Source organism: Ereboglobus sp. PH5-5 (assembly GCF_029504805.1).
GTDB lineage: Bacteria > Verrucomicrobiota > Verrucomicrobiia > Opitutales > Opitutaceae > Ereboglobus.
The window spans coordinates 37,711-51,156 of the sequence record NZ_JAQFIT010000017.1 but is presented as its reverse complement, the minus strand read 5'-3'; the positions used below and the strand labels follow the sequence as shown (position 1 = coordinate 51,156).

12 protein-coding genes are annotated in these 13,446 nt (G+C 57.9%); 8 read left to right on the top strand and 4 right to left on the bottom strand.

The genetic code is table 11. From position 1 onward, the window contains the following. Positions 1 to 141 precede the first annotated feature (141 nt). Both M2103_RS11585 and M2103_RS11580 read right to left on the bottom strand, forming a co-directional pair. Positions 142 to 1,251 carry a hypothetical protein gene (locus tag M2103_RS11585; RefSeq protein ID WP_277510717.1) on the bottom strand — a complete coding sequence of 370 codons (1,110 nt, stop codon included), beginning with the start codon at positions 1,249 to 1,251 and terminating at the stop codon, positions 142 to 144. A 19-nt stretch (positions 1,252 to 1,270) separates the two neighbouring features. Continuing rightward, positions 1,271 to 2,368 (bottom strand): hypothetical protein, encoded by a 1,098-nt coding sequence (locus M2103_RS11580; protein ID WP_277510716.1) that lies wholly within the window; start codon positions 2,366 to 2,368, stop codon positions 1,271 to 1,273. Positions 2,369 to 2,628: 260 nt separating this feature from the next. Here M2103_RS11580 and gap point away from each other — a divergent pair, with 260 nt between their 5' ends. From gap to M2103_RS11545, 7 genes are all read left to right on the top strand, one after another. After that, positions 2,629 to 3,675 carry a type I glyceraldehyde-3-phosphate dehydrogenase gene (gene gap, locus M2103_RS11575; RefSeq protein WP_108826444.1) on the top strand — a complete coding sequence of 349 codons (1,047 nt, stop codon included), beginning with the start codon at positions 2,629 to 2,631 and terminating at the stop codon, positions 3,673 to 3,675. A gap of 690 nt (positions 3,676 to 4,365) precedes the next feature. After that, positions 4,366 to 4,587, top strand: a complete 222-nt coding sequence (locus M2103_RS11570; protein WP_277510715.1) for a hypothetical protein — start codon at positions 4,366 to 4,368, stop codon at positions 4,585 to 4,587. Between the two features lie 843 nt (positions 4,588 to 5,430). Further along, a complete protein-coding gene (locus M2103_RS11565; protein WP_277510714.1) occupies positions 5,431 to 6,675 on the top strand; it encodes a phosphoglycerate kinase in 1,245 nt (414 codons plus the stop codon). Between the two features lie 175 nt (positions 6,676 to 6,850). After that, positions 6,851 to 7,618 (top strand): triose-phosphate isomerase, encoded by a 768-nt coding sequence (tpiA, locus tag M2103_RS11560; RefSeq protein ID WP_277510712.1) that lies wholly within the window; start codon positions 6,851 to 6,853, stop codon positions 7,616 to 7,618. A 376-nt stretch (positions 7,619 to 7,994) separates the two neighbouring features. After that, positions 7,995 to 8,378: a GntR family transcriptional regulator gene (locus M2103_RS11555; RefSeq protein WP_277510711.1), complete on the top strand. Its 384-nt coding sequence runs from the start codon at positions 7,995 to 7,997 to the stop codon at positions 8,376 to 8,378. 19 nt (positions 8,379 to 8,397) lie between these two features. Beyond that, the gene (locus M2103_RS11550; RefSeq protein WP_277510710.1) at positions 8,398 to 9,303 is read left to right on the top strand and encodes an ABC transporter ATP-binding protein; all 906 of its coding nucleotides are present in this window, start codon (positions 8,398 to 8,400) and stop codon (positions 9,301 to 9,303) included. Next, entirely contained in the window at positions 9,300 to 10,025 is a 726-nt protein-coding gene (locus M2103_RS11545; RefSeq protein ID WP_277510709.1) for a hypothetical protein, read from the top strand. The genes M2103_RS11550 and M2103_RS11545 overlap by 4 nt, the downstream gene beginning before the upstream one ends. 190 nt (positions 10,026 to 10,215) lie before the next feature. Here M2103_RS11545 and M2103_RS11540 read toward each other — a convergent pair whose 3' ends face one another. Both M2103_RS11540 and M2103_RS11535 read right to left on the bottom strand, forming a co-directional pair. Then, a complete protein-coding gene (locus M2103_RS11540) occupies positions 10,216 to 11,145 on the bottom strand; it encodes a hypothetical protein (RefSeq protein WP_277510708.1) in 930 nt (309 codons plus the stop codon). Continuing rightward, on the bottom strand, positions 11,142 to 12,707 hold the full coding sequence (locus M2103_RS11535) for a sigma-70 family RNA polymerase sigma factor (protein WP_277510707.1): 1,566 nt from the start codon (positions 12,705 to 12,707) through the stop codon (positions 11,142 to 11,144). The genes M2103_RS11540 and M2103_RS11535 overlap by 4 nt, the downstream gene beginning before the upstream one ends. A 116-nt stretch (positions 12,708 to 12,823) precedes the next feature. Here M2103_RS11535 and M2103_RS11530 point away from each other — a divergent pair, with 116 nt between their 5' ends. After that, complete coding sequence (locus tag M2103_RS11530) at positions 12,824 to 13,291, top strand: helix-hairpin-helix domain-containing protein (RefSeq protein ID WP_277510706.1); 468 nt, start codon at positions 12,824 to 12,826, stop codon at positions 13,289 to 13,291. Positions 13,292 to 13,446: the final 155 nt, after the last annotated feature.

Genomic DNA, 13,446 nt, shown 5'->3' with positions numbered 1-13,446 from the left:
CCATCGTGTTTGTCCCTCGTAATTCCAGGCACGCCCGGCGAGCGCGCCCATCCGCAGAGACCATCTTTTCTGGCAACGATTTTAACCACACACATTGCGCCTTGTTCGCAAAACAAGGCGCCCGACACTTCGCGCGCGATCTTATTTCCCGCGGCTTCCTTTTTCGTTCCACAGCCGGACAAACTCGCCGAGATGCCGGGCGATGTCGCGCTGGTCGCTCTTGATGCTGTTTTGATCGTAGATCGAACCCTTCTCGCGCATGCCGCGCAGCACGCGGCGAATCACGATTTTTGACTCGTCGTATTCGGCGTAAAACTTGTGGTAGATTTTTTCGTAGCGCGACCCTTCGTAATCCGCGATTGCGTGCGCGCGCTGCTCGGCGGCGAGTTCGTCGAGCTCGGCGCACAACGCCTCCGCTTTTGCCGCCCATTCCTCGGCGGCCGCGATGCGCGCGCGGCGCTGCTCCGGAGTGACGCCGGTGCCGTGCGTGGGATCGGCGAATTCGGCGCGCAACAGGCACGCGGTCATGGCGCGGTATTTTTTCATGAAGCCGCGCATGTTGAGCACCCACTGGCCGACGGGAATCTTGGCCACGTTTCGCGCGTCGATTTCATCCGTGATCTCGTCAACACGCTCGCGCAGCGGGTCGCTGGCGTCACGGATCGTGGCGATCAACGCCTCCATGCGCGGCGCGGTCATGTAAACTTTCTTGAACCAGTCGTCCTTGTAGTCCTCGGCGGCGTAATACGTTTCGAGCTCGTCGATGAGCGCGATGATTTCGCGGACGGAATCGCGCACCGTCGTGATGCCGGCGTTGAAAAACTCCCTGTCCTCCGAGCTGAACGCCTCGGGCGGCTTGAGGTCGAAGCCGGGGATTTTCGGAAATCCCTTGCCGAGTCCGGAGCCGCGCAGCGAGCGCCAGCGCGTGCGATCCGAGAGGTGATCGCGATGCGCGTCGCTCACCGCCTCGGTCATTTCCTTGGAGACTTTTTCGAGCGGTTTGTTGGCGGCGGCGAGCACGCCGTAGAGGATGTTGTGAAACTCGATGGCGTCGCTCTCGGCCTTGTCCTTCGTCTTGGCGGCGGTCGGCTTCGCGGACTTTTTTGAACCCGTGGTCACCGTGTGCTTCCCGGATTTGCGCTCGGCGGTTTCGGAGCCCCTCGACCTTGCCTTGAACAACTGGTCGCAGCCGCACAAACAGGCGAGCGCCGCAACGAGGATGATGCCGGAAAAATAGCGGAGTGATTTCATAAAAATGATGCGTTGATGGTTAATCCCGCGCGCGTTTCATCGCCCGCGTGCCGCCGGCCCAGATGTTGAACATGCCGACAAATTCGTCGTGGTAATAATTGAGATTCCTCACGCGGCTTTCCACGCGCGAGTAGTCGCCAATGGCGCCTTTCTCGCGAAGCTCGGCGGAGATTTTTTCAATGTTTTCAACCAGCGCCGGAATGTCGTCGTCGTAAAACCGGCCCAGCGCGCGGAGGCTCGTTTCGACGGCGGATTTGTTTTCGTATGCGATCGCGTCCGTGCCGGTTTGTTTGTGCGCGGCCGCGAGCTCCTTCAGGCGGGCGGTGATCGTGTCGAGTTTTTCCGCGGTCCTGGTGACAAGCGCCATGCGCACGCTTTTTTCGGCGTCCGTTTCCGGCGGGCGATCTCCTCGGGAATCGCGCGGCTTGAGCGCGGGATCGCTGACGAACGGGAGCGCCGACTCGGCGACGACGAGCACTTCGCGCATGTTGGTGATGAACACGCCGCAAGGATTTTTCGCGAGCGTGCGCGCCTCGCCGGCGGTCGCGATTTTCAACGCGAGGGAATCAAGCCAGTTGGCCATGTCCCGGGTTTTGGAAACGAACTCCCCGAGCCCCGGTTTTGCGTCCGTGTATTTTTTGAAGCCCTCCGCCTTCGCGCCCTCGCCCTTGAAATACTCGACCAGCGAGTCGTTGAGCGCCGCCAGTTCGGTGAGGGAGGACATGAGATTCCCGTGCACGGAGCGAAACTCCTCGATGGTTTTTTTCTCGTAAAAGTTGGGCACGCGCAACGCGCCGCCGGCGCGCGACTCGATGCGCATGGAACGCCAGTTCGAGTAGCCTGATTTATAGCGGTCGGCGTTCGGAATGTAACGATCCGCGTCGCTTATGTTTTTCTCAACGCGTTCGAGCGACTCCAGGACACCGCGGGTGATCTCGCGCACGGAATCATAAAAGCGGACCGCGATCATTCCCTCGACATCGAGCTCGTAGTCGGATTTGCCGCCGCCGGTTTCCGCCCGCGCCGCGTTCGCCGTGAATCCGGGGGCGAGCAACAACAACAAAACAGCGACAATCGCAGGGGACAAATCGAAGGGCCGGCACATGTTTTTTCGCATGGCCGCAAAAACGCACGCCATGCAAAAAAAATGCAAGCACGCGTTGGCAAAATGGAAACGCCGCCGAATATTCCAACTGCGCCGGAGCCGCCGCCAAACGCCGCCAAGCCGTGAAAATGTGAATAAATATCCTTAAACCAAAACCCTTGCCAAGCGGCGCGCGCGGCTATTTTATCTGCGTTTCACATCACGGGATGCGCTTCCGCAAACCGCATCAGTCAAACAGTAATACAACACTCAGAAAGAAATCGGAGCTAATCATGGCAATCAAAGTTGCAATCAATGGATTCGGCCGCATCGGCCGCCTCGTCTTCCGCGCACTTGTCGAGCAGGGTCTGCTCGGCACCACACTCGACGTCGTCGCAGTCGGTGACATCGTCCCCGCCGACAACCTCGCCTACCTTTTGAAATACGACTCCACGCAGGGTCGTTTCGCCGGCACCGTTTCCTCCAAGAAATCCGCCGCCGACAAGGCCGAGGACGACGTCCTCGTTGTCAACGGCAAGGAAATCCTCGTCGTTTCCGCCCGCACTCCGGACGGCCTTCCCTGGAAGGCGCTCGGCGTTGACCTCGTCATCGAGTCGACCGGCCTCTTCACCGACGCCGAAAAAGCCAAGGGCCACATCACCGCCGGCGCGAAGAAGGTCATCATCTCCGCCCCCGCGAAGGGCGAGGACATCACCGTCGTCCTCGGCGTCAACGACGACAAGATCGACTACGCCAACCACAACATCATTTCCAACGCCTCCTGCACCACGAACTGCCTCGCGCCGATCGTGCACGTCATGCTCAAGGAAGGCTTCGGCCTCACCGAAGGTCTCATGACGACCATCCACTCCTACACCGCCACGCAAAAAACCGTGGACGGCCCCTCCAAGAAGGACTGGAAGGGTGGCCGCAGCGCCGCGATCAACATCATCCCCTCCACGACCGGCGCCGCGAAGGCCGTCGGCCTCGTGCTCCCCGAAGTCAAGGGCAAGCTCACCGGCATGTCGTTCCGCGTGCCGACCCCGACCGTGTCGGTTGTCGACCTCACCTTCAAGACCGCCAAGCCCACCTCGCTCGCCGAGATCAAGGCCGCGCTCAAGAAGGCCAGCGAGACCTACATGAAGGGCATCCTCGGCTACACCGAGGACGAAGTCGCCTCGTCGGACTTCATTCACGACAAGCTCTCGTCGATCTTCGACGCCGGCTCCTCGATCGAGCTGAACCCGCAGTTCTTCAAGCTCGTGAGCTGGTATGACAACGAGTGGGGTTATTCGAACCGCGTCGTCGAGCTCACCCAGAAGATGGCTGAGAAGCTCTGATAACGGCGGACGAAAAAACGCACACGATTCACTTCCAAGGCCGGGGCGCAAAAAGCCCCGGTCTTTTTTTGCGCGTCAAAAAATGACAACAACGCGAAAGGCGCCGGCACTGTCGAAAGTGATGCGGAAGCCAAATGGTAGGGCGAAGCCTCCGATTGAGCCGAAACTGTTCGGATATCATGGCATTTTCCGGCTGCTGGGGTGAGCAGTCTGACACCATTCTGACTATGGCACATAAAAGGCGTCAATTTTCCTAAAACGCTTACGAGTTTCTTGAAAATCACAAAACATGATTGGCGATATGCAAGGAACTATTGCCAGAAAGACACTGCTTGAGGATATCCTAACTCCGACTTGGTGAATCACCCTGCGTGGCTTTGCTGGGGGCGCGTCAAGTTGGCAAAACCACCTTGTCCCGTCAAATTGCCTCACTTCAAGCCGGCCCCGTTCATTACCTCGATTTGGAGGATCGCCGCACATTCGCCGCCTTGCAAGCCAGCCCCGGGTCGGTGTTTGAAAATCAGGAAGGGCTGGTCATCGTAGATGAGATTCAGCGGCTTCCCGTCCTTTTTGAGGCATTGCGTCCCGTGTGCGACGCGCCCGGCCACAAAGTGTCGTTTCTATTGCTCGGCAGCGCGTCATGGGACCTAGTGCGCGGTGTCTCGGAAACCCTCGCCGGACGCATTCAATTTGTCGATGTGCCCGGGGTTTTCCCTCGCGGATGCCGGAGTCGCCCGACAGCAACAGCTTTGGTTTAACGGCGGCTTCCCCATCGCGTTTCTCGCAAGTGACGAAGGTGCCAGGCAGCGCTGGCTGGAAAACTTTTTTGTCACTTTTATACAACGTGATATTTTCGAGCTCGCCAACTGGGTCGGAGGGAAGCCCGCGCCCGCGCTTCTTGAGAGGTTTTGACGGATGCTTGCGCATTGCCACGGTCAAATATGGAATGCCGCCGCCCTCGCCAGTTCGCTGGGCGTGTCGCAGCCTTCCCTTGTGCGTTATCGGGATTTGCTTGCGGGCGCCTTCATGCTGCGCGTCCTGCACCCGTGGCATGTGAATCTCGGCAAGCGGCTCGTGAAATCCCCCAAAGTCTATTTCCGCGACAGCGGACTGTGTGCATCACCTGCTCAATCTTGCCGACATGGCGGCCCTCAGGCTTCATCCCTATTGCGGCGCGAGCTGGGAAGGATTCGCGATGGAGCAAACGCTGGTCGCGCACGGCGGGCGCGAGGGCCACGCATGGCGGAGCCGAGCTTGACCTGCTCCTGCCCCGCAAGGGCAAACTCTGGGGGTTGGAATTCAAGTGCGCCGACGAGCCTTCCACAACCAAGTCAATGCGTGTCGCGCTGAAAGACTTGAATCTTGAGCACCTTTTAACCGCAGATGGACATAGATATACGCAGATACGGAAAACAATGAATTTATGAATCGATGGTTTGAAAATCTGCGTTCATCTGCGTTTATCTGCGGTTAAATTTGTCTTTGATTTTATTGGGGTGCGACATAGGAGGATCGTGCAAAAATTAGAGAACTTTCAGGCGTAATATTACGAAGACGCACGGAACCGGGAGAAAAGTTCACCAATGCGCTTTCATGAATTTCTCCGTGCCTCTCAGTGTCCTCCGTGGTTGAAAAATCAGAAAATCTTACCCCGAGATAACCTCTGAGTTTCAGCCACCGCATTTTTAGCAAACCGTAACCAATTCTTGCCAGCACCGCCATTCCCGTTCTTTTTTGGAGGTTCCTTTTCCTACCATGCCTAAATTCAAAACCATTCGTGATCTCGACCTCGCCGGAAAACGCGTTCTCATCCGCGTCGACTTTAACGTCCCGCAGGACAAGGCCACCGGCGCAATCACCAACAACCAGCGCATCGTCGCCGCGCTCCCCACGATCAAATACGCCCTCGAAAAAGGCGCGTCCGTCGTCCTCATGAGCCACCTCGGCCGCCCCAACGGCGCGCGCGTCGAGAAATACTCGCTCAAACCCGTCGCCTCCGAACTCGAAAAACTCATCGGCAAACCCGTCCTCTTTGCGGACGACTGCGTCGGCCCCGTCGTCGAGCAACAAGCCGCCGCGCTCAAGCCCGGCGACGTCATGCTCCTCGAAAACCTCCGTTTTCACATCGAGGAAGAGGGCAAGGCCAAGCAGGAGGACGGCACCTCCGTCAAGGCCGACAAGGCCGCCGTCGAAGCCTTCCGCGCCAGCCTCACCAAACTCGGCGACATCTATGTGAACGACGCCTTCGGCACCGCGCACCGCGCCCACTCCTCCATGGTCGGCGTCGCGCTCAAGGAAAAGGCCGCCGGTTTCCTCATGGAGGCCGAGCTCAACGCCTTCGCCAAGGTCCTCGACAACCCGCAGCGCCCCCTCCTCGCCATCCTCGGCGGCGCGAAAATCGCGGACAAGATTCCCCTCATCAACAACCTCCTCGACAAAGCCAACGCCATCATCATCGGCGGCGGCATGGCCTTCACCTTCAAGAAGGTCGCGCAAAACATGGAAATCGGCAACAGCCTCTTCGACGCCGAGGGCGCCAAGCTCGTCCCCGAACTCGTCGAGAAAGCCAAGGCCAAGGGCGTGCAACTCGTGCTCCCCGTTGACTACGTCTGCGGCGACAAGTTCGCCCCCGACGCCAGCGTGCAAACCGCCACCGACGAAACCGGCATCCCCGCCGGCTGGATGGGCCTCGATGTTGGTCCCAAGAGCAACGAACTCTTCACGCAAACGATCAAAGCCTCCAAGACCATCGTCTGGAACGGCCCCGCCGGCGTGTTTGAATTCGATAAATTCGCCGACGGCACCAAGGCCCAGGCAGCCGCGATCGCCGAAGCCACCGCGGCGGGGGCGACCACCGTCATCGGCGGCGGCGACACCGCCACGGCCGCGAAGAAATTCGGCGTCGCCGACAAAGTCACCCACTGCTCCACCGGCGGCGGCGCCAGCCTCGAATTTCTCGAAGGCAAGGCGCTCCCCGGAGTCGTGTTCCTCGAAAGCTGACGCTTTCGGGGAAAGGAGTCAGGATTCAGGAGACGGGAGTCAGAAGAAACCACTTCGTCATCCTAAAAACTCCGAGAATCCTGACATCCTTTCCACTTATCGCCACTCCACCATCCCCTGTTTTAATCTCCTGACTCCTGTATTCTAACTCCTGACTCCTAATTATTACACCATCATGATTCGAAAAAAACTCATCGCCGGAAATTGGAAAATGAACAAAACCGCGACCGAAGCCGCGCCCCTCGCGCAGGAAATCGTCGCCGCCGCGGGCCGCAACACGGACGTGGACATCGTCGTGTGCCCGCCCTTCACCGCGCTTGAAACCGTCGGCAAAATCGTCGACGGCTCCAGCGTCAAACTCGGTGCGCAAAACATGCACCACGAAGCCGGCGGAGCCTACACGGGCGAAATTTCCGCCGCCATGCTCCGCGACCTCTTCGCCTCCTACGTCCTCCTCGGCCACAGCGAGCGCCGCAGCTACTTCGGCGAAACCGACGCCTTCATTAACAAGAAGGTCACCGCATCGCTGAAGAACCAGCTCAAGCCCATCCTCTGCGTTGGCGAAACCCTCGCCGAGCGCGAAGCCGGCACCACGCTCAAAGTCGTGCAGACGCAAGTCGAAGTTGGGCTCGAGGGCGTGTCCAATGACGACATCACAAACGTCGTCATTGCCTACGAACCCGTCTGGGCGATCGGCACCGGCAAAGTCGCCACCACCGAGCAGGCTCAGGAAGTCCACGCCTTCATCCGCGAACTCCTCACCAAACTCTACGGCGAGGCCCTCGCGCAAAAAATCCGCATCCTCTACGGCGGCTCGATGAAACCCGCCAACGCGCCCGAGCTCCTCGCGCAAAAGGACATCGACGGCGGCCTGATCGGCGGCGCCGCGCTCGAATCGCGCAGCTTCCTCGAACTCATCAACGCCGCAGCCGCGGCAAAGTGAGCCGGCCACGCTGAGCACCAGCTCGGCCCCCTCCCTTTCCCAAACGCGAACCCGCAACGGTTCGCGTTTTTTTATCTGTAAAGATCCCCGGAGCAATCTCCGGGCGTTGGATGGACCGGCGCTGTCCGGCCCGCGAACAACAAAAGACCTTTGCTTCCAAACCCGGACGACACGAAGGTCGTCCCACCAGCCAAGCCGAAGCGAGCTTCGGAGTATTGAACCCAGGCAAATAAAAACCCGGAGCCCGCAACTTCGATCCCTGGCGTTGTTTTGACCGCGGCACGTTTGTGTGATTTTTTCTTGCACATACTGTCCCATCTGTTCTACTTCAAGTAGAACAGTTGACAACCAACCCGTTTTTTCAAAAAACAATCCCATGCTCCCCTTCCCCGTGGAAATCAAACCCGGCCTGCCCATCGCGGAACAAGTTGTGTTCGCGGTAAAAAAGGCCGTTGCCACCGGCCGGCTCGCTGCGGGCGATCCGTTCCCGTCGGTCAGGCAGCTGAGCATGGAGCTCAAAATAAACCCGAACACCGCGCACAAAATCGTCGCTGCGCTCGTCTCCGAGGGCACACTCATCGCGACGCCCGCCGTCGGAACCACAGTCGCCGCGCAGCCCGGCGGCAGCCGCCGGGAAAAGACGGCATTTCTCAACGCCGAGATCGAGCGCCTCGTCGTCGAGGCCTCGGCTCTCGGCATCACATCCGCCGAGTTGAAGGCCGCCATCGACAAGCACTGGAAAAAAATCGGCGGCGCGTGATCCCATAATTCCCCTCCACATGAATATAATCGAAACCCATAACCTGTCCCATAACTACGGCAAAACGGAGGCGGTGCGCTCGCTCACGGTCTCCGTTTCTCCAAGCGGCGCGTGCGCGCTTCTCGGCCCGAACGGCGCGGGCAAGACAACCACGCTCAAAATACTCATGAACCTGTTGCGCCCGTCCGGAGGCAGCGCCACCGTGCTCGGCACGGACTCGCGCAAACTCAGTCCGGCGGAGTTTCAGCAAATCGGCTATGTTTCCGAAAACCAAAAGCTCCCCGCCGGAATGACCGTGCGCGGTCTTCTTGATTTCTGCCGCAAACTTTACCCGAAGTGGGACGTTGATCTTGAAACCCGCCTGCTCGCGCGCTTCGAACTGCCGCCGGAGCGCAAGCTCGCGCACCTCTCGCGCGGCATGCGCATGAAGGCGATGCTGCTCTCCTCGCTCGCCTACCGGCCCAAGCTGATCGTGCTCGACGAGCCTTTCAGCGGACTCGATCCCGTAGTGCGCGACGAGCTCACGCACGGTATCCTCGAACTCGCCGGCACAGGCGAATGGGCGCTACTCGTTTCGTCGCACGATATTGACGACGTGGAACGGCTTGTTGAAACGGCAGTAATTATAGAATCGGGCGCGCTGTTGATAAACGAGCAGGTGGATTCGCTAAGATCGAGATTCCGACGCGTGGAAGCGTCAACCTTCACCGGCGCACCTTCTGATCTACCGCGCACATGCATCGGATTCGAGCGCGCCGGAACGCAGGCTCGGTGGATCGAAACTGATTTCTCGCCGCAAACGGAGTCCGACTATCGCACTGCGTGGCCATCGGGTTCTTTCATACTGCAACCCATGTCATTGAAGGAAATTTATATGGTGGTGGTAAAAAACGCCGCTCCAAGGAAAGGAACCAAAACATTATGAATGTCATTCGAGCTTTTGTTTATAGGGACCTGCGCCGGTTTGCCTTGTTGATCCTGTTGTGGATGGTGGCGGCATTTATATATTTTGCACACGATTTTCTAGATGGCGCGGGGATGCACATGGTGTTCTTGGGATCCCTGACATGGGTGATGTGGGTGAGTTTTGTGTCACTCATCGTTCACGACGCGCCTCCGTCCGGCACATCGGAATTTTGGATGACCCGACCGGTGTCCGGGGCGCAGTTGTTTTTATCAAAATTTATAGTAGTTGTCCTGTTCTGCGCAATCGCCCCAATTTTGTCGCTATCGATGGCAAAAATATGCGGATTGGTGGGAAACGGGTGGTTTCAGGATACAAAAAACGCGCAGGCAATTGTTTTGCTTTTCCCTCGGCTGCTTGTGATTGCCCTCGCGCTGATGCTGGTCGCCTCCCTAACCCGCAACACGTTGCAGTATATTGTTAGTTTATTCCTCACGGGCTTCGGCGTCACATTGTTATCAGTGCTCGCGCCGAGACAAACCGCGCTGTCCAGTATGTCCCGGCTGCAATATAGCGACTTGCTCAAATGGTTGCTCGCGGCTATGGCGACAGCGGGATTGGTCGCGATAATATACAACCAATACAAACACCGAAATAGGCTCGCCACAATCGGCCTCGCTATATTGCTTGGATTAACACTAATCGGAATCTGGCAATCTTGGCCAAGTAATTCTCGTGGGTGAATTTATTTTTTCGCCGGAAACGCCCCTTCAGCAAACGGTTAATTTCCTCGACTTCCGACTTAGGGATTTACGTGAAGGCGATTCGCATCGGTGCCTCCGACGACGCGGCGAAGCACCCCGGGAACGCTGAGCACCAGCTCGGCCCCCACCCTTTCCCAAACGCGAACCCGCAACGGTTCGCGTTTTTTATTCATTCGCTCTTCACCTTCTCGCGAAGACTGTCGATTGCCTGAGTAAACTCGTCTTGCTGCCTTGCCACGCCGCCGGGCACCATGGTTTGCGCCTTGGAGAAATATTCGAACTGGGTGTCGTCCAAAAATGCCCGCGCCTTCGCGTCCACACTCTCCCAGTCAATTTTATGCGCCAACATCTTGTCGCCGTTTCGATAAGGTTCGCTACCTTCCGCAATCGCCGACGCCAAATTCGCGGCCTGCTCCAAACTCAAGGGTGATGTTGTTAAAGCCAGCTCCGTCGCAAGCAGATTCACAGAATTCCACGCAGGCCGCGCCCGTTCGTAGCGGTCAAAGGCCTGCGCCGTGTCCTCGCCGGCAATCGCCGCGACGCTCTCGCGCAACTCATTGTTGGCAGTCTCCCTTGCCTCTCGAGAAGCTGCGCCATCAGGAACCACCTCGCCGACGCGCACTCGACCCATCAGCAAATCAATGCGCATGTCGCGCGCAAACAAAGCCTCGGCAATCGCGTCGCGCTGCGCGGCGGTCACCCGAATACTGTGAAGAAACGGTCCGTAGTTGATATCAACATCCGCGCGTTTTTCCGCGTAATAATTGATCGCAAACACCCTGTCGTTTTCCAGCCGTTCGTTGAGTGCCTTGACCCGCGATTGGGCGCTCTCGCGCAATTTCCGACGTCGTTCCTCCCGAGCATTGCGCACTTCATCCGATTGCGCCGGATCCGCACCCAAAGCGGTAGCCGTCCGAACAACCCCGATCTGCCGGATTTGCTCGATGAGCGCGAGATTCTTTGCCTCCAAATCTTTGCGCGCCGCGTTATGTGCAAGCCCGGCGTGCAGCGCGCGCTTTGTCCACACGCTCGCGACTGCAATCGCGACAACAGCGAATACTACAAAAACGGCGTTTCTTATTTGAGCGCGTCTTTTCATTTTATCCGGTTCTTCCGCCGTTTCGATTGCTCTTCCTGTCGCAACTGCCCCTCATAATTTGACTGAAGGCGTTCTTTCATTTTGCGCAAAGCGACCATCTGCGCCTCCGATAAAAACGACTGTGACTGCCACTCCAAGGCATCCCACCAAACCGCCTTGTCAACGGGGTCGGCCTGCGCCTCCCGCAGGTCGGAACAAACCCGCTCCAGCGCCCGCGCTTGCTCGCCCGCCAAAGGCATCTCCGTGAAATAAAGCGCCGACGCCATCGTGCGCGAATATCTCGCATATTTAAAATGCCGATCCGCTATCTCATTGTATTTCTCAAAACCTTCGATCCCCAACAAATCGCGAATCCTGCCAGCCATTTCCTCCCCCGATTTTCCTGAATCGCTAGAATTTCTACCTCCAATTATAACCGCCCCATATCCCGGCACATCACGCAACGACATGCTAAGTCCTGGGGTGCAGGCATCAATCAGCGCGGCACGCTGCCCGGCGGTCAATCCCAGCTCATCCGCCACGCGATACGTTTTGGCATAATTCGATGATCTTCCCACTGCATCCAATTTCATCCTGATCTCTGGATGCTCGGCCAAAAGTTTCTCCCCGGCGATGCGCGCGGCCTCGGCGTATTCAGGCGAGTCCCACGGCGGTGGTCGAACATCGGCGGGCGCGCGATTTTTTTGAAGATTTACCTTTCGTTTGGCTGCGGCCAGTTGTTCGACCAGTTTGCTGTTTTTATCCTTTGCCTGCCGCAGTCTCGCCCCGGCTGCGCGCTCTTGGTGTGTCACGCAAAATGCCGTGCCACCTGCAACACACAACACGGCCAAGGTGATCATTGTTATTTTTGCGGAGCCCATAAAAGACAGGATGCCTCCCCATACGGCGGCAACCGCAAGGCTCGCGCCTGTTGCCGCAACCGCGCCCGCTGACACCGTCACCGCGAGGCCCGCAGGCGCGCCTGCCGCCGCCTCCGCCGTCATCAGCGTCCCCACCGCCGCGGCCGAGGATGTCACGCCGCGCTTCGCAAACACAGTGCGCATTTTTTCGACCGCCCTCGACACGCGCATCCGCGCGGCGTCCTCCGACATTTTCAGTTTTGCGCCGATTTCGCCAAAACTGCATTTGTCGAAAAAACGCAACAATACCGCCTCGCGCTCGCCGTCCCGCAATGCGCCGAGCGCATCATCGAGCAGTGGACGCAACTTCGCAAACTCAGCCTCCGGCATGGTCGGCTCGCTTTTTTGGATCTCGCTCATGATAACCGCCTCCTGCTCGCGTTTTTGCCGGCTTCGCGCATCGCGCAGTGCGCGCCGGGCCACATGCGTTGTCGTCGTGTAAAGCCAGCCGGACAAACACTCGTGACACGCAAGCGCCGCCGCCTTTCTGGCGACAAGCGAAAAAACGATTTGCGTCACATCATGCGCCATGTGCGCATCGCCCGCCAGCTGGCGCAGCGCCGCGTTATAAACAAAGCCGACGCGCCGCTCCACCAATTCGGTAAAAGCCGCCTCGGAATGTTTTCCGGCATACGCACAAAGAAGTTCAGCATCAGTCGGCATGTTCTTTTGCCCATATAATCCCAAAGCTTAGCAAAACCGAACAAGTTTTTTGCGCTACACTGTCAAAAAACACGCGCGCGTTGCAGATATCTCACACAATTCATCGGCGGCATTTTTTGGCAAATGGAGCGCCGTTTTTCGGGCGGCGCTTAATTTTCTTTCAAACACACAATATCTGTGACATTGATGCCGTTGCTTCAGTCAACCCATTACCCACCATGAAACTCCTCATCAAGCTCGCCTCGATCTGCTTTGCATTTGCCTTGGTTGCCACGCCGGTCGTGGTCAATGCGCAAAATGCCGCGCCCGCAAAAACCGAAAAGAAATCCAGCAAGGCCAAGGGGCCCGCTAAAATCGACATCAACCGTGCCTCCGCAGAACAACTGGCCTCGCTGCCCGGAATCGATGCCGCCACCGCGAACAAAATTATCGCAGGCCGTCCCTACAACAACAAGACCCAGCTCAAGAGCAAAAATATCATCACCAATGAGGCCTATGAGGCGATCAAGGATCGGATCGTCGCCAAGCAGGAAAAGAAAGGCGGCAAAGCGTCGAAGGGGGATAAAAAGAACAGGGCAAATTAGATAAATTCTTAAATCCATCCGCCTGCTTTTCCACGCCGCCGACCGCAAGTCGGCGGCGTTTTTTTGCCGCGCATGAACAATGCGCACTTTTGCGGTGTTTGCATGTCTGTGCGACAACGCACGATTCGCGCGCGCGGTTTGTTTTGTGTGGATTG

Excerpts from the sequence above, each read along its gene's own strand:
- M2103_RS11580 (WP_277510716.1), bottom strand. The coding sequence starts at position 2,368 with ATGCGAAAAAACATGTGCCGGCCCTTCGATTTGTCCCCTGCGATTGTC.
- M2103_RS11540 (WP_277510708.1), bottom strand. The coding sequence starts at position 11,145 with ATGAAAAGACGCGCTCAAATAAGAAACGCCGTTTTTGTAGTATTCGCT.
- gap (WP_108826444.1), top strand. The coding sequence starts at position 2,629 with ATGGCAATCAAAGTTGCAATCAATGGATTCGGCCGCATCGGCCGCCTC.
- M2103_RS11555 (WP_277510711.1), top strand. The coding sequence starts at position 7,995 with ATGCTCCCCTTCCCCGTGGAAATCAAACCCGGCCTGCCCATCGCGGAA.
- M2103_RS11545 (WP_277510709.1), top strand. The coding sequence starts at position 9,300 with ATGAATGTCATTCGAGCTTTTGTTTATAGGGACCTGCGCCGGTTTGCC.
- M2103_RS11585 (WP_277510717.1), bottom strand. The coding sequence starts at position 1,251 with ATGAAATCACTCCGCTATTTTTCCGGCATCATCCTCGTTGCGGCGCTC.
- M2103_RS11550 (WP_277510710.1), top strand. The coding sequence starts at position 8,398 with ATGAATATAATCGAAACCCATAACCTGTCCCATAACTACGGCAAAACG.
- M2103_RS11535 (WP_277510707.1), bottom strand. The coding sequence starts at position 12,707 with ATGCCGACTGATGCTGAACTTCTTTGTGCGTATGCCGGAAAACATTCC.
- M2103_RS11565 (WP_277510714.1), top strand. The coding sequence starts at position 5,431 with ATGCCTAAATTCAAAACCATTCGTGATCTCGACCTCGCCGGAAAACGC.
- tpiA (WP_277510712.1), top strand. The coding sequence starts at position 6,851 with ATGATTCGAAAAAAACTCATCGCCGGAAATTGGAAAATGAACAAAACC.